Origin of the sequence: Streptomyces sp. HUAS 15-9 (assembly GCF_025642155.1) — a bacterium.
In the GTDB taxonomy this organism is placed as follows: Bacteria; Actinomycetota; Actinomycetes; order Streptomycetales; family Streptomycetaceae; genus Streptomyces.
The window spans coordinates 699158-721842 of record NZ_CP106798.1; the positions used below are offsets into that span (position 1 = coordinate 699158).

Genomic DNA, 22685 nt, shown 5'->3' on the forward strand with positions numbered 1-22685 from the left:
GGACCCTGCCCCACCAAGATCACTCAACGGAAGCGACGCCGGCGCTACTTGAGCCAGGCGTCGACCTTGTCCTTGTGGGCCTCGACCCACTTCTTGGCCGCCGCCTCGTCCGTCATCTTGTCCTGGGCGATGTACTTGGCGACCTCGTTCTGGTCGTCGTTCGTCCAGTTGAAGTTCTTCACCAGGTTGTAGGCGGGGCTGCCCGACTTGGCGAACTTCGCGCTGACGATCTTGTTCAGATTGTAGACGGGATAGTCGCAGGCGACCTTCGCCGCGTCGGCGTCACAGCCGGTCGTGTACTTCGGCAGCGAGACCTTCTTCAACGGAACCTCGGACAGGAACCACTGCGGCTCGTAGAAGTAGCCGATCACCCACTGCTTTTTCTTCTCGGCTGCGCGGAAGGCCTGGATGAGTGCCGTCTCGCTGCCCGCGTACACCACCTTGAAGTTCAGCTTCAGGTTCTTCGTCAGCGCCTCGTCGTTGGTGTTGTACGACGGGTCGCCATCGAGGAGCTGACCCTTGCCGCCCGACTCGGAGGTCTTGAACCGCGACGCGTACTTGTTGAGGTTCTTCCACTCGAGGATGTCGGGGTGCGCCTTGGCCAGCCACGGCGGTACGTACCAGCCGATGATGCCTTTGTTACCGGTCTGGCCGGCGTCCACGGCCATCTTCTGCTGGTCGATGTACTTCTTCATCAGGTCGGGGTGGCCCCAGTTCTCCAGGATTGCGTCGACCTCCCCTGTGCCGAAGCCCTGCCAGGCAATCTCCTCCTTGAGGTCCTTCTTGTTGACCGTACAACCGAGGTTGTGCTGGGCGACGTACGCGACGACCGCGGCGTCCGCCTCGTAGCCCACCCACGGGTTGACGGCGAGGTTGAAGGTGCCGCACTTGCCGTCCGAGCCCTTCGATCCGCCCGCGGACGAGCTGTCGCCGACCTTCGCCCCTCCGCAGGCCGTGAGGGTGAGGCCGAGGACGGCCAGGCCGGCTGCCCCGGCTTGCCAGTGTCTTGCCATGGTGTCGCGCTCCTTAAGCCGTGCTGGTGCGTCGTGCCGCTGCCTGAGTGATCCGGTCGAACATGATTCCGAGCAGAACGATGGCGACCCCTGCTGCCAGCCCCTTGCCGGCCAGCTCTCCCTGCTCGAATCCGGCCACAACGTCGTAGCCGAGGGCGCCCCCGCCAACCAGGCCGCCCACCACAACCATCGACAGCACGTAGATCAGGCCCTGGTTGGTCGCGAGCGTCAGGGCACTGCGTGACATCGGCAGTTGAACCTTGGTGATGATCTGCCAGGTGTTGCACCCGGCGGACGTGGCCGCCTCGACGGTGGTCTCGGGCACAGCCCGCACCCCGTCCGCGATGATCTTCATGGCGACCGGCGCCGCGTAGACGATCGCGGCGACGATGGCCGTGAAGCGTGTCGGGCCGAACAGCGCGAGGAACGGCACGAGATAGACGAACGGCGGCATGACCTGTGCCGCGTCCAGCGTCGGTCGCAGCAGCTGGTCCACGAGCGTGCTGCGTCCCATCCACACTCCGAAGACGGCGCCGAGCACCATCACCAGCACGGTCGCCACGACGGTCGACGCCAGCGTCGTCATGCTGTCCGACCACACGCCCGTGCCGACCAGCAGGCCCACGCACGCGGCCGTGGCGATCCCGGCGCGCCAGCCGCCGAGCACGACGCCGAGCGCGATCAGTGCCGCTCCGACGAGCCACCACGGGGAGTCGGTGAGCAGCGACTGGAACGGGTTGAGCAGGCCGTAGGTGATCGCGTCGCGGAAGGCGTTGGTGAGGCCCGACAGGTTGTCCTGCGCCCAGGTGGTCGCGGTGTCGGCAGCGCCGGCAAGGTGGCCTCCCATGGTGCCGTCGCCGGGGAACTCCGCCGCCCACAGGTAGGTGTGCGACAGGTAGACGAGGACGGCCGTGACCGCGGCACCCGCTCCGAGCAGCTGCCGACGCCACTTGAGGAAGGGGTTCTCCGAACGCCGGGCGGCCTCCTCGCGTGCGCTGGCCGCGGTCGTGACCCGGTCGAGGACGATCGCCATGACGACGATGGCGAGGCCCGCGTTGAACGCCGTGCCCACATCTTGCGACTCCAGCGCCTTGACCACGGTCTTGCCGAGGCCGGGCGCGTCGATCAAGGCCGCGATGGTCACCATGGCCAGCGCGGCCATGATGGTCTGGTTGACGCCCATCACCACGGTCCGCTTGGACATCGGCAACAGGACCTTCAGCAGCGCCTGCCGCCGTGTCGCACCCATCGAGTCCGCCGCCTCGACGGTGGTCCCCGGCACGGAGCGGATGGCGTGCGCGGTGATGCGGATCGCCGGTGGAGCAGCGTAGATCACGGTGACGATCGTGGCCGAGGCCCCGCCGATGAGAAAGATCAGGGTCAGCGGTGCCAGGTAGACGAAGGTCGGCATCGTCTGCATGAAATCCAGCAGGGGCGTGATCATCCTGTTGAACCGGTCGGACAGCCCCGCCCACACGCCCAGCGGGATCGCGAACAGCAGTGCCACGAAGACCGCGCAGAGGACGAGGGACAGGGTGTCCATGCTCTCCTGCCACAGGCCCTGCAACCCGAGGAAGGTGAAGCCGGCCACGGCCAGCAGCGCGACCCTCCAGTTGCCCACGGCCCAGGAGGCGTAGCCCGCGAGGCCCACGACACCGAGCCAGCCGATCTGCGGGACGGGGCGGCTGCCGACGGGCTGGGAGATCAGGTGCTGAATGAACGTCACCAGGTTGTCGATGACCAGCCGGATCTCGTTGAAGAAGTACAGGAAGAGCGGATTGGAGTTGCGGCTGGCACCGATGGAGTCGTTGAAGTCGTTGATCGACCGGTGCAGATCGGTCAGGTCGGCCGCCGCCAGGGACAGGGTCTGCTTGCCCCGCAGGATGGCGAAGAGCACCAGCCAGACGACGAAGATCGCGCCGATCACCATGCGCCGGCCGACCTTGCGCGTGCCCTTGGCGGGCACGGCCGGTTCCACGGCCTCTGTCTTCTCGGGTTCCTCCACGGCGACGGTCATCACGCGCCGCCTTCCTGCCCGGCGACCACCGCGAGGATCTCCTCGTCGCCGACGATGCCGAGCAGTCGGCCGTTCTCGACGACCTTGACCGGCTTGTCGGCGGCCAGCACCGCGCGGGTGGCCTCGCGCACCACGACGTCCGGGCCCAGTTCGGGTCCGTCGAGGGCGTCGTCGGGCTCGGCGGGGCGCATGATCCAGCGCAGGGTGAGGACGTCGCCTCGTGGCACGTCCTGGACGAAGTCCCGTACGTAGTCGTCTGCGGGGGCCCCGACGAGTTCGTCGCCGGTGCCGCACTGCACCATCTTGCCGTCGCGCATGATGAGGATGCGGTCGCCGAGCTTGAGGGCCTCGGAGAGGTCGTGGGTGATGAACACCATGGTCTTGCCGACCTCGTGGTGCAGCCGGATGACCTCGTTCTGCATGTCGCGGCGGATCAGCGGGTCGAGCGCGGAGAACGGCTCGTCGAAGAAGAGGACGTCCGGGTCGCCGGCGAGGGCGCGGGCGAGGCCGACGCGCTGCTGCATACCGCCGGAGAGCTGGTCGGGGTAGGAGTTCTCGTATCCGGCCAGGCCGACCAGTTCGACGACCTCCATGGCCCGCTTGGTACGCTCCGCCCTGCCCATGCCGCGGATCTCCAGGCCGAAGGCGACGTTGTCGACGACCCGGCGGTGGGGCAGCAGACCGAAGTGCTGGAAGACCATGGAGAACTTGTTGCGCCGCAGTTCGCGCAGCCGCCTGGGGTCGGCGTCGCGGATGTCCTCGCCCTCGAAGACGATCTCGCCCGCGGTGGGTTCGATCAGCCGGGTGAGACAGCGCACCAGGGTGGACTTGCCGGAGCCGGACAGACCCATGACGACGAAGACCTCACCGGGCGACACCTCGAAGTTCACATCGCGCACGGCGGCGGTGCATCCGGTGCGGTCCATGAGCTCGCGGCGGGTGAGACCGCACAGCTCCTCGGAGTCCGGGACCTGGTCGGCCTTCGGCCCGAACACCTTCCACAGCCGGCGCACGGAGATGACCGGGGTGCGGTCCTCGGGGTCCTTGGACGTGTCGCGCCGCTGCGACACCTCGGTCTGTGCTGGGGTCACGATCGACCTCTCTTCGGCGTTCAGCCGCGGAACCAGTGCTGCGGCCGGGGTTGGATGTTCTGCCAGACGTGCTTGGGCTCTCGGTACTCGTCCAGACCGGTCGGTCCCAGCTCCCGGCCGACGCCCGAGTGCCCGAACCCACCCCATTCCGCCTGCGGCACGTAGGGGTGGTAGTCGTTGATCCACACCGTGCCGTGCCGCAGCCGGCGCGCGACCCGCTGGGCCTTGCCCGCGTCCTGCGTCCAGACGGCTCCGGCGAGTCCGTACTCCGTGTCGTTGGCTATCCGGACGGCGTCGTCCTCGTCGCCGAACCGCTCGACGGTGAGCACGGGCCCGAAGGACTCCTCGTGCACCACACTCATGTCCTGCCGGCACTCGTCGAGGACGGTGGGGGGGTAGTAGAAGCCGTTCGCCAGCGCGGGGTCGTCGGGGCGTTCACCGCCGCAGCGCAGTACGGCGCCCTCGGCGAGGCCCGCCGCGACGTACGCCTCGACCTTGTCCCGGTGCCGCGCCGAGATCAGCGCGCCGGTCTCGGCCTCGGCGTCGAAGGGCCCGCCGAGGCGGATCTGCCGGGCGCGGCGGACGAGTTCGTCGACGAAGGCGTCGTGCAGGCAGTCCTCGACGATCAGCCGGGCCCCGGCCGAGCAGACCTGTCCGGAGTGCAGGAAGACCGCGGTGAGCGCGAAGTCCACGGCGGTCTCGAAGTCGGCGTCGGCGAAGACCACGTTCGGGTTCTTGCCACCGAGCTCCAGCGCGACCTTCTTCACCGTGGCCGCGGCGGTGGCCATGATGTGCCGTCCGGTCTGGAGGCCTCCGGTGAACGACACCATGTCCACGGCCGGGTCCTCGGCCAGCGGCGCGCCGGCCTCCGCTCCGGCGCCCAGCACCAGATTGGCGACGCCGGCCGGGAGTCCGGCCTCGTGCAGGGCCCGCATCAGCAGGATCGAGGTGGAGGGTGTCAGCTCGCTGGGCTTGAGCACGATCGTGTTGCCCGCGAGGAGGGCGGGGGCGACCTTCCAGGAAGCCTGCAGCAGCGGGTAGTTCCACGGGGTGATCAGTCCGCAGACACCGACGGGCTCGTAGGTGACCCGGCTCAGGGCGTCGTCACGGCCGGTGTCGACCACCCGGCCGGCGCTGGTGCCGGCGATGCCGCCGTAGTAGCGGAAGCAGGCGACGACGTCGGCGATGTCGTACTCGCTCTCCACCAGCCGCTTGCCGGTGTCGAGCGACTCGGCGCGGGCGAACTCCTTGGCATCGCGCTCGATGAGGTCGGCGGTGCGCAACAGCAGTGCGCCGCGCTCACGTTCGGGGGTGAGCGGCCAGGGGCCCTCGTCGAAGGCCCGGCGGGCCGCGGCGATCGCGGCCCCGGTGTCGGCGCGGGTCCCCTCGGACACCGTCGCCACCGGCGTGCCGTCCGCCGGACAGCGGATCTCCCGGTGGCCTCCCGCCACCGCTTCGCGCCATTCTCCGTCCACATACAGGTCTGCCACGAGCGGAGCCCTTCGACCGAAATTCGTTGCGCATCGTGCACCGAATTGCTTGTGGGGGAACCCTGACCGACGCACCGAGATACGTCAAGGGGTCCCGACGTTTTCGCAAGGGCCGAATGTCCCTCTCTTGACCGCCAACAGTCCCAGGTTGAACTATGTTGCGTATCGCTCACCAAGTTGTGTATTACGCATCAACGGAGGCCTGCGTATGTCCCCTAGACCGCAATCCGGCCGTGAGTACGTCCTCACCCTCTCCTGTCCGGACCGGGCCGGACTGGTCCACGCAGTGAGCGGCTACCTCGTCAGGAACTCGGGAAACATCCTGGAGAGCCAGCAGTTCGACGACCGGGTCCAGGGCCGCTTCTTCATGCGGGTCCACTTCGACGTGTCCGATCCGGACACCGGCCTGGAACAGCTGCGTTACCGGTTCGGCCCCGTCGCCGAGGCCTACGGGATCTCCTGGACCCTCCGGGACGCCGCGACGCCGACGCGGACGCTCATCATGGTGTCCCGGTTCGGACACTGCCTGAACGACCTGCTCTTCCGCTGCCGCACCGGCGCCCTCAACATCGAGATCCCGGGGATCGTCTCCAACCACCGTGACTTCGAGTCGCTGGCGAAGACCTACGGCATCCCCTTCCACCACATCCCGGTGACCCGACAGAGCAAGCCCGAGGCGGAGGCACGCCTGCTGGAGCTGGTGCGGGAGCTGAACATCGACCTCGTGGTCCTGGCCCGCTACATGCAGGTCCTCTCCGACGACCTGTGCAAGGAGCTGGAGGGCCACGCCATCAACATCCATCACTCGTTCCTGCCGAGCTTCAAGGGCGCGAAGCCCTACCAGCAGGCGTACGAGCGAGGGGTGAAGCTGGTCGGCGCGACCGCGCACTATGTGACGCCGGAACTGGACGAGGGCCAGATCATCGAGCAGGACGTGGTCCGGGTGGACCACTCCCTCGACCCGGACGACCTGGTCACGGTCGGCCGCGACGTGGAGGCACAGGTCCTGGCCCACGCGGTGAAGTGGCACACGGAGAGCCGCGTGATGGTCGACGGGAACCGCACCGTGGTCTTCCGCTGAGCGGCGGCGCGCGCAGACCGGGCGGGGCTGGAATCACCGGATTCCAGCCCCGCCCGGGTGTTCGTGTACGGGTGCGGCGCTCAGCCCAGCCGGTCGAGCAGGGCCCGGCGCCACCTCTCCGTCTCCGCCACCTGGTTGAACGTGAAGACGTGGAGGCCGGCCACGCCCGCCGAGGGCGCGGTCAGCGCGTCCGCGCCGCGTTCCAGGAACCGCTCGGGCACATAGCCTCCCGGCGTCGCGAACCGCAGGAACCACGACGCGTGCCTGGTCAGGAAACGCGTGGACTCCCCCACCCCGATCTTCGTCGCCATGGACAGCAGCTTCGCGCGCTGCACGGGCCCGGCGACACCCACATGCACGGGCAGCGTGACATCGCGGCGCCGTATCCGGGCGATCCAGTCACCCAGCACCCGCGGATCGAAGCACAGGTTGCTGACGATGTACGTCGCGTGCGCGCGCTTGTCCCACATCGCCTGGATGGTGATGTCGTCGTGGATGAGCGGATGGCTCTGCGGGTATCCGGTGATCCCCAGCCGCCCGAAGGGGCTGCCCAGTTCGCTCAGTCTGCGCAGCACGGGCAGCGCCCCGTCGTACACCCCGGCCGGCCGCTCGGCGTCGCCCGCGGGGACGAAGACGTCGTCGACGCCCGCCGCGAGAAGCCGCTCGACGACGTCCTTCAGATGCGTGTCGTCCCGCAGCAGTCGCGCGGGCACGTGCGGGACGACCCGGTAACCGTGCGCCGTGAGCCGCTCGGTGAGGCCGAGCGTCGGCTCCAGACCCTTGACCGGCGACGCCGTGACGGTGACGACGACGTCGCGCGGGACATGGGCCAGGACCTTCTCCTCGGTCGCCCTCGCCGGCAGCACCTCGTAGCGGACACGGCCCAGCAGCGTCCGCAGGGCCTCGGCGCCCAAGACCTACCGGGCCTGCTGCCGGACGTCACGGTGACGGTAGTACGCGGCCTTGGAGGGCGCCGCCGGCTCCTTGCCGAGGATCAGGTCGGCCGCCTTCTCCGCGATCATCATCACCGGCGCGTAGATGTTGCCGTTGGTGACGTAGGGCATGACCGAGGCGTCGACGACCCGCAGTCCGTCCAGGCCGTGCACCCGCATGGTCAGCGGGTCGACCACGGACATCTCGTCGGTGCCCATCTTGCAGGTGCACGAGGGGTGCAGGGCGGTCTCGCCCTCCTTGGCGACCCAGGCGAGGATCTCCTCGTCCGTCTCGACCGAGGGACCCGGTGAGACCTCGCCGGCGTTGTACGGGGCGAGTGCGGGCTGGTCGAGGATCCGGCGGGCCACGCGGATCGCCTCGACCCACTCCCGGCGGTCCTGCTCGGTGGAGAGGTAGTTGAAGCGCAGCGCCGGGTGCTCGCGCGGGTCCTTGCTCTTGATCTTCACGGAGCCGATGGCGTCGGAGTACATGGGCCCGACGTGCACCTGATAGCCATGGCCGCCGGCCGGCGAGGAGCCGTCGTAGCGGACCGCGACGGGCAGGAAGTGGAACATCAGGTTGGGGTAGTCCACGTCCTCGTTGCTGCGGGCGAAGCCGCCGGCCTCGAAGTGGTTGGTGGCCGCCGGGCCCTTGCGGAACAACCACTGGAGCCCGATGAAGGGGGCGCGCCACTTCGCCATGTACGGCTGCATGGACACGGGCTGCTTGCAGCCGTACTGGACGTACACCTCCAGGTGGTCCTGCAGGTTCTCTCCGACACCCGGCAGATCGTGTACGACGTCGATGCCGAGGTCGGACAGTTCGGCGGCGTTGCCGACGCCGGAGAGCTGGAGCAGCTGCGGGGAGTTGATGGCGCCGCCGCACAGGATGACCTCACGGGCCCGCACCTGCTGCGGCGCGCCGCGTCCGCGCCGGTACTCGACGCCGACGGCGCGCTTGCCCTCGAAGAGGACGCGGTCGACGAAGGCGCGGGTCTTCACGGTGAGGTTGGGCCGCTTGCGGACCGGCTTGAGGTACGCCTTGGAGGCCGAGAGACGCCGTCCGCGGTGGACATTCCGGTCGAACTTCGCGAAACCTTCCTGGCGATAGCCGTTGACGTCGTCCGTGGGCGCGTAGCCCGCCTCCTCGGTGGCCTTGAGGAACGCGCCGAAGAGAGGGCCGGCGGCGGGGCCGCGCTCCAGAACGAGAGGGCCGTCGTGGCCGCGGAACTCGTCGTCGGGGTCGGCCGCGAGACAGTTCTCCATGCGCCGGAAGTACGGCAGACAGTGGGCGTAGTCCCAGGTCTCCATGCCGGGGTCGGCGGCCCAGCGCTCGTAGTCCATGGGGTTGCCGCGCTGGAAGATCATGCCGTTGATGCTGCTGGAGCCGCCCAGCACCTTGCCGCGGGCGTGGTAGACGCGCCGGCCGCCCATGTGGGGTTCGGGCTCGGACTCGTACTTCCAGTCGTAGAAGCGGCTGCCGATGGGGTAGGTCAGCGCCGCGGGCATGTGGATGAACACGTCCCAGGGGTAGTCCGGCCGGCCGGCCTCCAGGACCAGCACCCGGTTCGCCGGGTCGGCCGAGAGCCGGTTGGCCAGTGCGCTGCCGGCCGATCCACCGCCGACGATGACGAAGTCGTAGTGCAGGGGAGCCATGGTGCCTCGTCTCGCTCGCTTGCTCGCGCTTTCGATACGCGAGGCATGCTAATACAGCTTCGCTATACGCACTATGTTGCGAACAACGCAACATGCATACGCCGATATTTCCTCACGGTTACTTGCATGACTGTTGTTTACTGCGCGTATAGTTTCGCTATGAGCAACCACAGTCCAGATACCGAAACAAACGGTTCGCCGCCCGGCGGGGTGCAGTCCGTCGACCGTGCCATCAGCGTCCTCGAGATCCTTGCCCAGCGCGGCGAGGCGGGCGTCAGTGAAGTGGCCGCCGAGATCGATGTTCACAAGTCCACCGCGTTCCGGCTGCTCGGCGCCCTGGAGGCGCGCGGTCTGGTCGAGCAGGCGGCCGAGCGCGGCAAGTACCGGCTCGGCTTCGGCATCGTACGCCTGGCCGGTGCCGTCACGGGTCGCCTCGACATCACGCAGCAGGGCCGCCCGGTCTGCGAGCGGCTCGCCGAGGAGATCGGCGAGACGGTGAACATCGCCGTCATGCAGGAGCACTACGCGATCAACCTCTACCAGGTACGCGGCCCGGCCGCCGTCGCCGCGCACAATTGGGTCGGCGAACTGACCCCGCTGCACGCCACGTCCAGCGGCAAGATCCTGCTCGCCCATCTGCCGGCCCAGGAGCGCGCCGCGCTGCTGTCGGAGTCCGGCCTGAAGAAGATCACGCCCCACACCCTGACGGCCAAGGCCAAGCTCGAGAAGAACCTCGCCGAGGCCCGGGAGCGGGGCTACGCCACCACGCTGGAGGAACTGGAGATCGGGCTGCACGCCATGGCCGCGCCGGTGCGTGACCGGGACGGCGAGGTGATCGCCGCGATCAGCGCCTCCGGGCCCGCCTACCGGTTCACCGAGGAGCGCATGCGCGAGCTCGCTCCGGCGCTGCTCAAGGGCGCGGAGGAGATCAGCCACCGGATGGGCTACCTGGGCTGAGCGGCCCGCAGCTGCTCCGGACCTGGGGGCCGGAGCGCAGGCCGCGGGCCCACGCCCTCGCGTCACTTCGGCCGGCGCGTGCCGAGGCGCTCGTGCACCCAGTCGTGGAAGGCGCCGATGTGATGCTCGCTGGGCACGAGGACACCGCCCTTGGCGTACAGCCGTGAGCTCATGCCGGGCTGGGTGCGCTCGCAGGCGTCGAAGTCCTGGCGGTTGACCCGGTCGAAGAGCTCCACGGAGCGGCTGACGTCCTTGCCGCTCTCCACCACACCGGGCAGATAGAGCCAGTCGCACTCGACGATCGTGCGGTCGACGGCCACCGGGTACATCCGGTGGAAGATCACATGGTCGGGCACCAGGTTGATGAAGACCTGCGGCTTGATGGTGATCGCGTAGTAGCGGCGGTCCTGGTCCTGCGACACACCGGGGATGCGGTCCAGACCCTCGGAGCCGTCGACCGTGAAGCCCTGGACCTCCGCACCGAACTCCGCGCCGTGGCCCACGTAGTACTGGGCGGCGTAGCCGTCGGCGAACTCCGGAAGCACCTCGGTCAGTTCGGGGTGGATCGTGGCGCAGTGGTAGCACTCCATGAAGTTCTCGATGATGAGCTTCCAGTTCGCCTCGACGTCGTAGACGATCCGCTTGCCCAGCGCGAGGTTGTCGATGTCGTAGTGCTCGATCGACTCCACGTCCCCGAGGCGGGTGACGACGTCGCCGAGGACGTCTTCCTCGAAGGAGGGCGGGTTCTCCGCCAGACAGACCCAGACATAACCGAGCCATTCGCGGACGGCCACGCCCACCAGGCCGTACTCGCTGCGGCCGACGTCGGGCATCTTGGTGAGGTTGGGGGCCGCGACCAGCCTGCCGTCGAGGTCGTAGGTCCAGGCGTGGTACGGGCACTGGAAGGCGCGCCTGACCTCGCCGCTCTCCTCGGTGCGGAGCTTGGCCCCGCGGTGCCGGCACACATTGAAGTAGGCGCGGACCGAGTGGTCACGCGCCCGGGTGACGAGGATGCTCTCACGGCCCACGTCGACGGTGCGGAACGCGCCGGGCTTGGGCAGATCGGAGGCTCGGGCGACGCAGAACCACATCGTCTCGAAGATGCGCTCCTGCTCCTGGGCGAAGATGCCCGGATCGGTGTAGGAGGAGCCGGGGAGGGTGGCGATCAGGCTGTCCGGCAGGTTTGTCGAGGTCACGCTGCACTCCTCGGGAAACGTCGTGGATCGGTCATTCACCCGCCGGGAAGCGCGACTTCGGACGGCGTCGGGTATCGGGCGTGGTGTGTGGTCAGGGCGCGGCGGCGGTGAGCTGCTTGCGCCAGCGGGTGAACAGCCGGGGCTGGTTCATCCCGAGTACGGCGACCGGCCGGCCGGCGCGCCGGTAGACGGCCAGGAAACTGCGGTCGTCGGTGGCGCCGTCCTCGACCGTGACGCTGTCGGCGCCGGCCGCGTGGCCGACGAACTGGATCTTCACGCCGTACTGGTCGGACCAGAAGTACGGCGGCCGGGGCACGCCCGGTTCCGTCGCGCCGTACGCGAGCAGCGTGGCCACGGCGGCATCGGGGCGTTCCAGCGCGCCGGTCCAGTGCTCGACGCGACGGTGGGTGCCGGTGTACGGGTCGTACCAGTTGGCGCAGTCGCCCACGGCGACCACACCGGCCAGGCTGGTGCGGCCGTCGGCGCCGCACTTCACTCCGTTGTCGAGTTCGACGCCGGATCCCTCCAGCCAGTCGACGCAGGGGCGCGCCCCCACCCCGACGACGACCGTGTCGGCGGGCACGCCGCGGCCGTCCTCGAGCAGGACGGCGTCCACGCGCCGCTCCCCGCTCAGGCCCTTGACCCCCACACCGCACAGCAGCCGTACGCCGTGGTCGGCGTGGAGGGCGGAGACGATGCCGCCCATGACCTCGCCGAGCGGCCCGGCCAGCGGTGTCGGCGCCGCCTCGACGACCGTGACGTCGAGTCCGAGCGCGTACGCGGTGGAGGCGACCTCGGCGCCGATGAAGCCGCCGCCGATCACCACCAGGCGTCCGCCCCGGGCCAGTTCGTCGCGCAGGGCGCGGGCGTCGTCCAGGGTGCGCAGGACGTGCACGCCCGCGAGGCCTTCGGAACCGGGGAGCGTGCGCGCGGCGGCGCCGGTCGCGAGGACCACGCCGTCGGCCCGCATCCGGCTGCCGTCGGCCAGCCGGATCGCCCGCTCGGTGCGCTCCAGCCCGGTGGCGCGGGTGCCGAGCACCCACTCCGCCGCCAGGTCCTCGTCGTCACGCTCCAGCGCCAGATCCGCTTCGCCGACCGCGCCGGTCAGGAACTCCTTGGACAGGGGCGGCCTGTCGTACGGGCGGTGCGGCTCGTCACCGATGAGGACGAGCCGTCCGTCGTACCCCCGCTTGCGCAGCGAGCGCGCGGCCGACAGACCGGCCAGCGAGGCGCCCACCACGGCGACGGTCCTCACGCGGGGCCTTTGGCCAGGCGGGAGGCGACGCAGGGCGGCAGGTTGGGAGCCCGGGTGGACACCCGCACATAGATCATGCCGTCCTCGACGACGACCTCGTGGGTGCGGACCGGGAGCTTGGCCGGCGGGGCGTCGACGGCACCGGTCCTCAGGTCGAACTTCGAGGCGTGCAGCGGGCATTCCACCTCGCAGCCCTCCAGCCAGCCGTCGGCGAGCGAGGCGTCCTGGTGGGTGCAGGTGTCGTCGATGGCGAAGAGCTCGCCGTCATCGGTGTGGAACACCGAGACCGGCGGGTCGATGTCGAGCCGGTGGGCCTCGCCTCGCGGCAGATCCGCGAGTCGGCACGCGGGAATCATCATGACACCTCGGTGCGTATAGCGAAACGGATTGCGATTAGCGCAACGCCAGTCTGCGGGCCGTGCTGAACCCTTGTCAAGGCGTTCAGGGGCCGGGTCGAGGCGGTTGCGAGGGCTTGTTTCCGGGCATGCCGAAGCACCCACGACAACAAGGCCGAACAGGCGGAACAGGCGCCGCAAAGGGGGTTCGACGGCGGTCAGAAGCCGCGGTCGATCCACTCCTGGAGGTGCGGTGCCTCGGCGCCGACGGTGGTGGTGTCCCCATGGCCCGTATGTACGACGGTCTCGTGCGGCAGCACGAGAAGACGCTCCCTGATCGAGCCGACGATGGTGGGAAAGTCGCTGTACGACCGCCCCGTCGCCCCCGGCCCGCCCGCGAAGAGCGTGTCGCCGCTGAAGAGCGCCGTGAGGTCGGGCGCGTACAGACAGACGGCTCCCGGGGCGTGACCGGGGGTGTGCAGCACGGTCAGCCGCGTCCCCGCGACCTTGACGGTCTGCCCGTCGGTCAGTTCACCGTCCGGCGCCCGCTCGGGGTGGGTCTGCTTCCACAGCGGCAGATCGTCGGCGTGCAGCAGGATCGGGGCGCCGGTGCGGGCGGCCAGTTCGGGTGCGGCGTCGATGTGGTCGTTGTGGGCGTGGGTGCACAGGATCGCGCGCAGCGCCCGCCCGTCGAGGGCCTGGAGGATGGCCTCCGCGTCATGGGCGGCGTCGATGACGACCGCCTCGCTGTCGTCGCCCACGATCCACACGTTGTTGTCGACGTCCCAGGTGCCGCCGTCCAGGGTGAACGTCCCCGAGGTGACGAGGTGTTCGATGCGCGCGGCGGCCATCAGAACACCACCACCGAGCGCAGGACGTCACCGTGGTGCATACGCTCGAAGGCCTTCTCGACCTCGTCCAGGGCGATGGTCTCCGTCACGAACGCGTCGAGGTCGAGACGGCCCTGCAGATACAGGTCGATGAGCATCGGGAAGTCCCGGGAGGGCAGACAGTCGCCGTACCAGGACGACTTCAGCGACCCGCCGCGGCCGAAGACGTCCAGCAGCGGCAGTTCCAGCTTCATCTGAGGGGTGGGCACCCCGACGAGCACGACCGTACCGGCCAGATCGCGGGCGTAGAAGGCCTGCCGGTACGTCTCCGGCCGCCCCACCGCCTCGATCACCACGTCCGCGCCGAAGCCGCCGGTCAGCTCCCGGATCGCCTCGACCGGATCGGTCTCCTTGGAGTTGACCGTGTGGGTCGCGCCCAGCTTCCGGGCGGTCTCCAGCTTCCGGTCGTCGATGTCGACCGCGATGATCCTGGCCGCCCCGGCGAGCCGCGCCCCGGCGATGGCGGCGTCCCCGACGCCTCCGCACCCGATGACGGCCACGCTGTCGCCACGTCCGACGTCGCCGGTGTTGATCGCGGCACCGATGCCCGCCATCACCCCGCACCCCAGCAGCCCGGCGGCGGCAGCGGACGCCGCCCGGTCCACCTTGGTGCACTGCCCGGCCGCCACCAGGGTCTTCTCGGCGAAGGCCCCGATGCCCAGGGCGGGCGAGAGCTCCGTGCCGTCGGTCAGGGTCATCTTCTGCTGGGCGTTGTGCGTGTCGAAGCAGTACCAGGGTCGGCCGCGCAGACAGGCCCGGCACTGGCCGCACACCGCTCGCCAGTTCAGGATCACGAAGTCCCCGGGCGCCACCTCCGTGACCCCTTCGCCCACGGACTCCACCACACCGGCCGCCTCGTGCCCCAGAAGAAAGGGGAAGTCGTCGTTGATGCCGCCCTCGCGGTAGTGCAGATCGGTGTGGCAGACGCCGCATGCCTCGACCTTGACCAGCACCTCCCCGGGTCCGGGGTCGGGCACGACGATCGTCTCCAGGCTGACAGGGGCGCCCTTGCCCCGCGCGACAACGGCACGAACCTGGTGGGTCATGGCCACTCCTCGGCTAATACGAGTCGAGATGTTGCTCATTACGGCACACATCTCACGTGTCGCAACACAGCATCCTGGAGCACCGTGCGCCGGTCAAGGATCGGGATACGCCTCTCGAAAACGGAGGCCCCAGCGCGGCCCGGAACGGCCCCGTGCCGGGCCCCGGCGGGGTCACGGACGGCTTTCACGGGCGGCCCCGAAGGCGTCGGCCCCGCACCCGCCCCCACGCCCTCCACCGAGCGTCACGCGAGCGGTCACGGGGCCCAACAAGCCCTCTGATCTGGGTATTTGTAGTGCCGGGGCCTACGATCCCGGTATCGGAAAGGGGATCGAATGGACCGGGACATCCGCACCGTGGAGGACGTACTCAGGCTCCTGGACGGCCTGTTCGCGTCGGACGCCGACCGCTGGACCGCCCGGGCGGCCTCCTGGTGGGACGGCTTCTACGCGGACCGGAGCAAGCCGGTGCCGTTCTTCGTGACGAAGCCGGACGAGAACCTGGTCTCGTACCTGGACCGCGGCCTGATCAGTCCGGGCCGCGCCCTGGACCTGGGGTGCGGCCCGGGCCGCAACGCGCTGCATCTCGCCTCACTGGGTTTCGCGGTGGACGCGGTCGATCTCTCCCCGGCGGCCATCGCCTGGGCCCGCGACCGTGCCCACGAGACGGGTGCCGACGTCCGGTTCCACTGCGGCGACGCGTTCGCGTCGACGGGCGCCGCGCCAGACGGCCCGTACGACCTGATCTACGACTCCGGCTGCTTCCACCACCTGCCGCCGCACCGCCGTATCAGCTACCTCGCCCTCCTGGACCGGCTCCTCGCACCCGGCGGCCTGTTCGCCCTCACCTGCTTCGCGGCCGGTGCCATGGGGTCCGAACTGCCCGACACCGAGCTGTACCGCCGCTCCAGCCTTCAGGGCGGCCTCGCCTACACGCCGGAGTCCCTGCGCTGGATCTTCTCCGACCTGACGGCCATCGAGTTGCGCCGCATGCGCGACGAACCCTCCGACTCCCCCCGCTTCGGCGAACCCTTCCTCTGGACGGCCCTGTTCCGCCGCGACGCGCAGCCCGGCACGGGCGCGGACTGATGGATGGAGCGTGCGCCGGCGATTCGGCAGGGGGACGGTGGCGATTACCCGCGAGGTCATCGCTCAAGCGGCCACGCCATGACACGATCTTCGGCGTACGGAGCCCGACCGACCGACCAACGGGAAGGACACCATGCCCGCCTACGCGATAGCCCACCTGCAGGAAGCCGCCCCGCACCCGGAGATCGCCGAGTACATCGAGCGGATCCCCGCGACCTTCGAGCCGTACGGCGGCCGCTTCCTCGTGCACGCCTCGCAGCACGAGGTGAAGGAGGGCAGCTGGCCGGGGCATGTGGTGGTGATCGCCTTCCCCGGCATGGCCGAGGCGCGGGCGTGGTGGGACTCACCCGCGTACCAGGAGATCGCACCGCTGCGCTCCCGCCACATCGAGGGCGACATCGTTCTCGTCCCAGGCGTCCCCGAGGACTACGACCCGGCAGGCACCGCCAAGGCGATGCGTGAGGCGATGACTGTCGAGTAGCCGACGGATCCGGGGGCGGGGGCCGGGCCCCGCCCCCCCCCGCCCGTGGGTCAGACGCGGTCCAGCGGCCGATGCGGTTCGTCCGGCAGCTTCGCCTCGATCGTGTCGCCCGGGCGCACCACGCCACCCTGCTTCACGACGCTCATGATCCCGGCCTTGCGCACGACGTTGCCGGCGTCGTCGCGGCCGACGACCTGCTTCAGCAGCCCCTGCTGGAAGTTGTCGATCTGCACGCACGGGTTGCGCAGACCGGTCACCTCGACCACCGCCTCCTCACCGATGCACAGCAGCGTGCCCACCGGCAGGCTCAACAGGTCGATGCCACGGGTGGTGACGTTCTCACCCAGCTGACCGGCCGCCACCTGGAAGCCCGCCTCACCCACCTCGTCGAAGAGTTCCTCGTGGATGAGATGGACCTGGCGCAGATTAGGCTGTGTGGGATCGACCGCGACGCGTGAGCGGTGCTTGACGGTCACCCCTGAGTGCACATCTCCTTCCACACCGAGCCCGGCGAGCAGGGTGATGCTCGCGCGGTTCGGCTTCGTGAACGAGTACTCACCGTTACTGCTGACCGCCGCCACGATTCCGTTCAACTCCGGACCCCCTCTTCGAAGTGTCGACTTTCAAGATCCTAACCAGCTGTCGCGACCAACTGCCTGTCAAGCCCGGCGCGATCGCCGCACAGATCAACGCGGCCCTGGCGGCGGGCCCGAACCTCCTGGTCACCCCGGGCGTCTACCACCTGGACCAGACCCTGAAGGTGACCCGCCCCGACACCGTCGTCCTGGGCCTCGGTCTCGCCACCTTCGTCCCCGACCACGGGGTCACCGCGTGACGGTCGCCGTTGTCGACGGTGTGAAGATCGCGGGCCTGCTGTTCGACGCGGGCACGACCAACTCGCCGACCCTCGTCGAGGCCAGAGCCGACCCGTGAACCGGACGGGGCCGGGACAGGACGTCCCGGCCCCACACGGCACTCACGCGCCCCGGGTCACATCTGCGCAGGAGTGTCACACAGACTGCACACAGCCCCGCGAAGGCCTCGCTAGCGTTGCTGATCGATCGATTCCCACGTGCGAACACGACCAGGTCGCGGCCGAGCGGGCCGACGGCGCAGCCAACCCAGGAAGACCGCAGATGGACTACTGCTCCTCGTGTCGTCGGCATCTCAACGGCGCCCTGGTGTGTCCCGGATGCGGCGCCTATGCGCCGGACATAGCCCCGCCCTCGGCCGTGCGCCCCGCCGTGCCGTCGTGGGAGAACCCGGCCGCCTCCGACGGCCTGCCGGACTTCGGGCCCGGTGACACGGCACCCGTCGCGGCCCCTGCGCAAGAGATCGCGGCCGAGGAGGCACCCCCCGCGCCGCAGGGCCGGGCCGCGCGGCGCCGCCAGCTGGCCCGGTGGAAGAAGAACAAGCGCCGCGCCGCCGTCGCCACGGCCGTCGCGATCGTCGGCGGCGGCCTGACCGTCGCCTCCTGGACCGTCACTCCGCCGACCGGGCGCAGGCGGCCACGGCACCGGAGAACACCCCGACCGGTTCCGCCGGGGAACCGTCCGTGGAACAGACCCGCCCGGCGTCGACGCCGCCGCCCGGCAGGCATCGGTCCGCACCCCCCGCCCAGCCGCTCACCGCCAACGCCCCGCGCCAGCAGTCCGCCGCCGCTCCGGACCCCACCTCACCGGCCATCACGCGCCCGGAGTCCGCCATGACGCCCCGGCCGACGACGACATCGGCTCCGAAGGCGCAGGCCGCTTCTCCGGCCACCGGCGCGGCGACCAGCGGCGACACCGGCACGACCGATCGGCAGCCGTCCACGCCGACGCCCACGAAGACCGGCGGCAGCGGCTCGGGCACCTCGCAGACGAGCCCCTCACCGGCGGCGACGTCGCCCTCCGAGCTGTGCCTCCTCGTGGTGTGCATCGGCTGACCAGGACGCCTCCTTCTTGCGCAGGAAGCGCTTGAGCCGTGCCCGGGGCCAGGTGTTGATCACGTCGTCCTTGGTGAGCCAGCCGCGCTGGGCCGTGCCCACCCCGTAGCGCATGTTCGCCAGGTGGAGGGCGGCGTGGGCGTCGCTGTCCACGGCGAACTTCACCCCGTACCGCCGGGCCCGCAGGACGTCCTCGTCCCTCAGGTCGAGCCGGTGGGGGTGGGCGTTGATCTCCAGGGCGGTGCCGGTGCGCGCACAGGCGGCGAAGATCTCGTCGAGGTCGGCGTCGACGCCCGGCCGTTTGCCGACGATACGGGTGGTGGGGTGGCCGATGATGTTGACGCAGGGGTTCTCACAGGCCCGTACGAGTCGACGGGTCATCGCCTCGCGGCCCTGGTTGAAGTGCGAGTGCACCGAGGCCACGCACAGATCGAAGCCGGCCAGGAACTCCTTTGGCCAGTCCACCCCGCCGTCGGGGTCGATGTTCAGTTCCACGCCGTGCAGCAGCCACATCCCGCCCCGCCGCCCCCGCGCGCCGTACCCGTCGAGCTCCCGTACGCGCTCGCGCTGCGCCAGCATCCGCTCGTCGGTCATGCGCTGCATGTACAGGTTCGGTCCGTGATCGGTGATCGCGTAGTAGGCGTAGCCGCGCTCGGCGGCCGCCGCGACCATCTCCTCCAGCGGGGCGAGCCCGTCGGTGAGGTCGGTGTGGGTGTGCAGGTCGCCCCGGATGTCCGCCTCGCTCACCAGGTCGGGCAGTTCGCCGCGCAGCCCGGCCTCGATCTCCCCGCGGTCCTCACGCAGCGTCGGCGGGATCCAGGGCAGGCCGAGCCGGGCGTAGACGTCCTCCTCGCTCTCGGAGACGATCTTCTCTCCGCTCTCGGCGTCGAAGAGCCCGTACTCGGACAGCTTCAGGCCCTGGTGCACGGCCAGTTCCCGGGTACGGATGTTGTGCGCCTTGGAGCCGGTGAAGTACTGCAGCGCGGCTCCCCAGGAGTCCGGCGGGACGACGCGCAGATCGACGGAGAGGCCCTTGGTGGTGCGGATCGACGTCTTGGTCCGGCCGTGCGCGATGACCTCGGTGACGTACGGCAGCTCGGTGAAGGCCCGCATGAGCGGCGCCGAGTCCTCGGCCGTGGCGAGGATGTCGATGTCGCCGATCGTCTCGCGGACACGGCGCAGTGAGCCGGCGTAGGCGCAGCGCCGGCAGCCTCTCACTCCGGACAGCGCGCCGGTGATCTCCTCGGCGAGGTCCATGGCGACGTCGAGCAGGACACGGTCGCCGGTGGAGTGCAGCAGCTCTATGCCGTGGAGGATGTTCTCCTCCGTTCTCGGTCCGAAGCCCTTGAGATCGCGCAGCCGCTCGTCGTGAATGGCCTCGGTGAGCTCGTCGACCGACGAGATCCCCAGTTCCTCGTAGAGCAGGAGCGCCTTCCTCGGTCCCAGGGTGGGTATGGCGGTCAACTGCCGCACCCCGGCCGGGATCCGCGCCCGCAGGTCCGCCACGGCGGAGATGTTGCCGGTGCGGAAGTACTCGACGACCTTCTCGGCGATCGACTTGCCGACGCCGGGTATCTCCTTCAGGCCCTTGACGTCGAGGGTGCGGACGTCGGCGTGGTGGCCGCCGATCGCGCGGGCAGCCTTCTCGTAGACGCGTGCCTTGAACGCGTCTCCTCCGGTGATCGAGATCAGATCGGCGTACTCCTGGAGCAGCGCGGCGACCTCATCATTGGACCGGGCCACACCTCCAGGGTAGGCACGGTCGTCCTACCGTGGAGACATGAACGGCGGCACGGTGACGCTGTTCCTGTGCGGCGACGTGATGCTGGGGCGCGGAGTGGACCAGATCCTTCCGCACCCGGGCGATCCTGCCCTGCAGGAGGGATACGTCGGCGACGCCCTCGGCTATGTCCGGAGCGCGGAGGCAGTGAACGGCCCGATCCCCGCCCCCGTCATCCCCGCCTGGCCGTGGGGCGAGGCGCTCGGGGTGCTGGAGGAGGAGTCCCCGGACGTCCGGATCGTCAACCTGGAGACGTCCGTCACCCGTAGCGACGCGTTCGCTCCGGGCAAGGGGGTCCACTACCGCATGAGCCCGGCGAACGTGCCCGCGCTGCTGGTGGCCCGGCCCGATGTCTGCGTCCTGGCCAACAACCACGTGCTGGACTTCGGGCGGGCGGGGCTGGCCGAGACCCTGGACACCCTCTCCCGCGCGGGGCTGCGTACGGCGGGCGCCGGACGGGACGCGCGGGAGGCGCGCGCCCCCGTGGCGGTCCCCGTGGGCCGCGGCGGGCGCGTGCTGGTGTTCGCGCTCGGCGCGTCGTGCAGCGGCATCCCCTCCGACTGGGCGGCGGGCCCGGACCGCTCGGGCGTCGCGTTCGTCCCCGCGCTCACCCGGGCCGAGGCCGACGGGGTCGTGGAGCAGGTACGCCGGGTCAGGCGCCCGGGGGACATCGTCGTCGTCTCCGTGCACTGGGGCTCGAACTGGGGCTACCGCGTCCCCGAGCGGCAGGTCCGCTTCGCGCACGCCCTGATCGACGGCGGTGTGGACGTGATCCACGGTCACTCCTCGCACCATCCGCGCCCCGTCGAGGTGTACCACGAGCGGCTCGTGCTGCACGGCTGCGGCGACTTCATCGACGACTACGAAGGCATCACGGGGTACGAGGCGTACCGCGACGACCTCCGGCTGGCGTTCCTGGTCTCGGTCGAGGCGGCCACCGGCCGCCTCACCGGCCTGCGCATGGTGCCGCTGCGGGCCCGGCGGATGCGGCTGGAGCACGCCTGTGCCGAGGACCGGGACTGGCTGCGCGAGGCGCTGGAGCGGGTCAGCAAGGGTGTGTCCGTCGCCGTGGCGGCCGACGGGGCGCTGACGCTGGAACTCCCGGGCCGGTCCGCTCTGGACCGGCGGCCCGGCGGGGCGCAGCCTGAGGAGTAGGGGCAACGACGGGGGGATCGGCGCACGGAGGTGATCACGGTGGAAGCGAAGCAGTGGACCGTGCAGATCTACATCACCGAGGAAGGCGACGACACGCAGGCGCGTGCCGTGCTGTCCACCCGCGACACGTCGACCGTCACCGGCCGGGGTGTGGCGCGGCGGAATCCGGTCGACCGGCCGGTGCCGGAGATAGGGGACGAACTGGCCGCCAGCCGCGCGCTGGAGGACCTCGCCATCCGGCTGCACGACGTGGCCGCCGACGACATCGTCCAGCTGGCCGGTCCCGTCGAGGCGTGAGCGGGCATTCGGTCCCGTCGCGGGTCCCGCCCGGCGCTGTCGGCCGTGCGGGATCCGCGACCGGTCGCCGCGGACGAGAGCCCGGCGGCCGTCACGCGTGGGGCACGACGGCCACGGGGCAGTAGATGTGGTGGATGGCGGAGTGGGTGGTGGGCCCGGTGCGCGGGCCGATCCGCCGCTGGGTGAGATGGTGTCCCACGACCAGGAGGCTCGCCCCGGTCGCGGCGCGCAGCAGCGCGTTCGCGGGCTTGTCCTCGACCACCGTCTCCAGGACCTCCACCTCGGGATACTTGTCGCGCCACACCTGCAGCACCGCTTTGAGGAAGCCCAGCCACTCCTCGGCCCGCCGGGGATCGTCGATCAGCCCGATGTCGCCCTCGCCCAGGCCCAGCGGCCCCGGCGGCTGCCAGGCGTGCACCGCCCGCAGCCGGGCCCGCCGCAGCCGGGCCGCCTCGAAGGCGAACTCGATGACCTCGTCGCACGGCTCGCTCAGATCGACGCCCAGCACCACGTCCCGGTAGCCGGTCGTGCTCGAGGCGCTGCCGTCGGGGGCGGGCAGGTGCTCGTCGGCGGTCTCCTCACCGGCCCGTACCAGCACCACCGGCCGGGTCGCCCGTGCCACCACGCCCAGGGCGACCGAACCCACCAAGAACCCGGTGAAGCCGCTCAGCCCCCGCGACCCCAGCACCAGCAGTTCGGCCCCCTCGGCCCCCTCCAGCAGCGCCTCGACCGGCGGGCCCTCGACCAGCTCGTCGTGCAGCCGGATCTCGGGGCACGCGGCACGCACTGCGTCCTCCGCCTGACGCAGTGTGCGCTGGGCGAGGTAGCGGCGGCCGGCGGCGGCCGTGCCGTCCTCCTTCGTGCTCGGCGGCGGGTTCCAGGCATGGACCAGACGCAGTGGCCGCTCGCGGCGTGCGGCCTCGCGGGCCGCCCATTCCGCTGCGGCAAGGCTCTCGGCGGATCCGTCCACTCCGACGACGACGGGCGGAAGCATCATGCC

The 22685-nt window shown here is 70.2% G+C and carries 21 protein-coding genes and 2 pseudogenes; 8 read left to right on the forward strand and 15 right to left on the reverse strand.

Translation table 11 applies throughout. The annotated features are described in order from the left end of the window. Positions 1-44: 44 nt before the first annotated feature. The 4 genes from N8I87_RS03115 to N8I87_RS03130 are packed head-to-tail and all read right to left on the reverse strand — an operon-like array spanning position 45 to position 5611. Positions 45-1013, reverse strand: coding sequence for an ABC transporter substrate-binding protein (locus N8I87_RS03115; RefSeq protein WP_263205184.1), 969 nt, complete (start codon positions 1011-1013; stop codon positions 45-47). A gap of 13 nt (positions 1014-1026) precedes the next feature. After that, positions 1027-3030, reverse strand: coding sequence for an ABC transporter permease (locus tag N8I87_RS03120; protein ID WP_263205185.1), 2004 nt, complete (start codon positions 3028-3030; stop codon positions 1027-1029). Next, complete coding sequence (locus tag N8I87_RS03125; RefSeq protein ID WP_263205187.1) at positions 3030-4121, reverse strand: quaternary amine ABC transporter ATP-binding protein; 1092 nt, start codon at positions 4119-4121, stop codon at positions 3030-3032. Before N8I87_RS03125 ends, N8I87_RS03120 begins: the two co-directional genes overlap by 1 nt. A 20-nt stretch (positions 4122-4141) precedes the next feature. Further along, entirely contained in the window at positions 4142-5611 is a 1470-nt protein-coding gene (locus tag N8I87_RS03130) for an aldehyde dehydrogenase family protein (RefSeq protein ID WP_263205188.1), read from the reverse strand. Between the two features lie 208 nt (positions 5612-5819). Between N8I87_RS03130 and purU the strand changes: the two genes are divergently transcribed. Continuing rightward, positions 5820-6692, forward strand: coding sequence for a formyltetrahydrofolate deformylase (gene purU, locus N8I87_RS03135; RefSeq protein WP_263205189.1), 873 nt, complete (start codon positions 5820-5822; stop codon positions 6690-6692). Between the two features lie 80 nt (positions 6693-6772). Here the strand turns inward: purU and N8I87_RS03140 are convergent, their stop codons facing one another. Both N8I87_RS03140 and betA read right to left on the reverse strand, forming a co-directional pair. After that, complete coding sequence (locus N8I87_RS03140; protein WP_263205190.1) at positions 6773-7606, reverse strand: methylenetetrahydrofolate reductase; 834 nt, start codon at positions 7604-7606, stop codon at positions 6773-6775. Positions 7607-7609: 3 nt separating this feature from the next. Next, complete coding sequence (gene betA / locus N8I87_RS03145; RefSeq protein ID WP_263205191.1) at positions 7610-9280, reverse strand: choline dehydrogenase; 1671 nt, start codon at positions 9278-9280, stop codon at positions 7610-7612. 159 nt (positions 9281-9439) lie between these two features. Here betA and N8I87_RS03150 point away from each other — a divergent pair, with 159 nt between their 5' ends. Beyond that, the gene (locus N8I87_RS03150; RefSeq protein ID WP_263205192.1) at positions 9440-10237 is read left to right on the forward strand and encodes an IclR family transcriptional regulator; all 798 of its coding nucleotides are present in this window, start codon (positions 9440-9442) and stop codon (positions 10235-10237) included. Between the two features lie 62 nt (positions 10238-10299). On the opposite strand, the gene N8I87_RS03155 is transcribed toward N8I87_RS03150, so the two are convergent. The 5 genes from N8I87_RS03155 to N8I87_RS03175 all read right to left on the reverse strand — a co-directional run bounded on the left by N8I87_RS03155 (position 10300) and on the right by N8I87_RS03175 (position 14959). Further along, a complete protein-coding gene (locus N8I87_RS03155) occupies positions 10300-11433 on the reverse strand; it encodes an aromatic ring-hydroxylating oxygenase subunit alpha (RefSeq protein ID WP_263205193.1) in 1134 nt (377 codons plus the stop codon). 91 nt (positions 11434-11524) lie between these two features. Continuing rightward, positions 11525-12688 carry an NAD(P)/FAD-dependent oxidoreductase gene (locus N8I87_RS03160; RefSeq protein WP_263205195.1) on the reverse strand — a complete coding sequence of 388 codons (1164 nt, stop codon included), beginning with the start codon at positions 12686-12688 and terminating at the stop codon, positions 11525-11527. After that, complete coding sequence (locus tag N8I87_RS03165) at positions 12685-13047, reverse strand: bifunctional 3-phenylpropionate/cinnamic acid dioxygenase ferredoxin subunit (protein WP_263205196.1); 363 nt, start codon at positions 13045-13047, stop codon at positions 12685-12687. Before N8I87_RS03165 ends, N8I87_RS03160 begins: the two co-directional genes overlap by 4 nt. A 194-nt stretch (positions 13048-13241) precedes the next feature. After that, complete coding sequence (locus tag N8I87_RS03170; RefSeq protein WP_263205197.1) at positions 13242-13874, reverse strand: MBL fold metallo-hydrolase; 633 nt, start codon at positions 13872-13874, stop codon at positions 13242-13244. Then, positions 13874-14959 carry an S-(hydroxymethyl)mycothiol dehydrogenase gene (locus N8I87_RS03175; protein ID WP_263205198.1) on the reverse strand — a complete coding sequence of 362 codons (1086 nt, stop codon included), beginning with the start codon at positions 14957-14959 and terminating at the stop codon, positions 13874-13876. Before N8I87_RS03175 ends, N8I87_RS03170 begins: the two co-directional genes overlap by 1 nt. 333 nt (positions 14960-15292) lie before the next feature. On the opposite strand from N8I87_RS03175, the gene N8I87_RS03180 reads away from it, so the two are divergent. Together N8I87_RS03180 and N8I87_RS03185 are read left to right on the forward strand one after the other, a co-directional pair. Then, positions 15293-16045: a class I SAM-dependent methyltransferase gene (locus N8I87_RS03180; RefSeq protein WP_263205199.1), complete on the forward strand. Its 753-nt coding sequence runs from the start codon at positions 15293-15295 to the stop codon at positions 16043-16045. Between the two features lie 133 nt (positions 16046-16178). Further along, positions 16179-16526, forward strand: a complete 348-nt coding sequence (locus N8I87_RS03185; protein ID WP_263205200.1) for a DUF1330 domain-containing protein — start codon at positions 16179-16181, stop codon at positions 16524-16526. 50 nt (positions 16527-16576) lie between these two features. On the opposite strand, the gene N8I87_RS03190 is transcribed toward N8I87_RS03185, so the two are convergent. Further along, entirely contained in the window at positions 16577-17107 is a 531-nt protein-coding gene (locus N8I87_RS03190; RefSeq protein ID WP_411577362.1) for an MOSC domain-containing protein, read from the reverse strand. Between the two features lie 77 nt (positions 17108-17184). On the opposite strand from N8I87_RS03190, the pseudogene N8I87_RS03195 reads away from it, so the two are divergent. After that, positions 17185-17441: pseudogene (locus N8I87_RS03195) on the forward strand (pectate lyase-like domain-containing protein); the annotation flags it as partial. Positions 17442-17662: 221 nt separating this feature from the next. Continuing rightward, positions 17663-17968: pseudogene (locus tag N8I87_RS44710) on the forward strand (SCO2400 family protein); the annotation flags it as partial. 40 nt (positions 17969-18008) lie between these two features. Here N8I87_RS44710 and N8I87_RS03205 read toward each other — a convergent pair. Together N8I87_RS03205 and polX are read right to left on the reverse strand one after the other, a co-directional pair. Further along, positions 18009-18446, reverse strand: coding sequence for a hypothetical protein (locus tag N8I87_RS03205; RefSeq protein ID WP_263205203.1), 438 nt, complete (start codon positions 18444-18446; stop codon positions 18009-18011). Further along, positions 18397-20196 carry a DNA polymerase/3'-5' exonuclease PolX gene (polX, locus tag N8I87_RS03210; protein ID WP_263205205.1) on the reverse strand — a complete coding sequence of 600 codons (1800 nt, stop codon included), beginning with the start codon at positions 20194-20196 and terminating at the stop codon, positions 18397-18399. The genes N8I87_RS03205 and polX overlap by 50 nt, the downstream gene beginning before the upstream one ends. A 37-nt stretch (positions 20197-20233) precedes the next feature. On the opposite strand from polX, the gene N8I87_RS03215 reads away from it, so the two are divergent. Both N8I87_RS03215 and N8I87_RS03220 read left to right on the forward strand, forming a co-directional pair. After that, the gene (locus tag N8I87_RS03215) at positions 20234-21388 is read left to right on the forward strand and encodes a CapA family protein (protein WP_263205207.1); all 1155 of its coding nucleotides are present in this window, start codon (positions 20234-20236) and stop codon (positions 21386-21388) included. Between the two features lie 30 nt (positions 21389-21418). After that, positions 21419-21685 carry a DUF1876 domain-containing protein gene (locus tag N8I87_RS03220; RefSeq protein WP_263205208.1) on the forward strand — a complete coding sequence of 89 codons (267 nt, stop codon included), beginning with the start codon at positions 21419-21421 and terminating at the stop codon, positions 21683-21685. Positions 21686-21776: 91 nt separating this feature from the next. Here N8I87_RS03220 and N8I87_RS03225 read toward each other — a convergent pair whose 3' ends face one another. Further along, the gene (locus N8I87_RS03225; protein WP_263216288.1) at positions 21777-22679 is read right to left on the reverse strand and encodes a universal stress protein; all 903 of its coding nucleotides are present in this window, start codon (positions 22677-22679) and stop codon (positions 21777-21779) included. Positions 22680-22685: the final 6 nt, after the last annotated feature.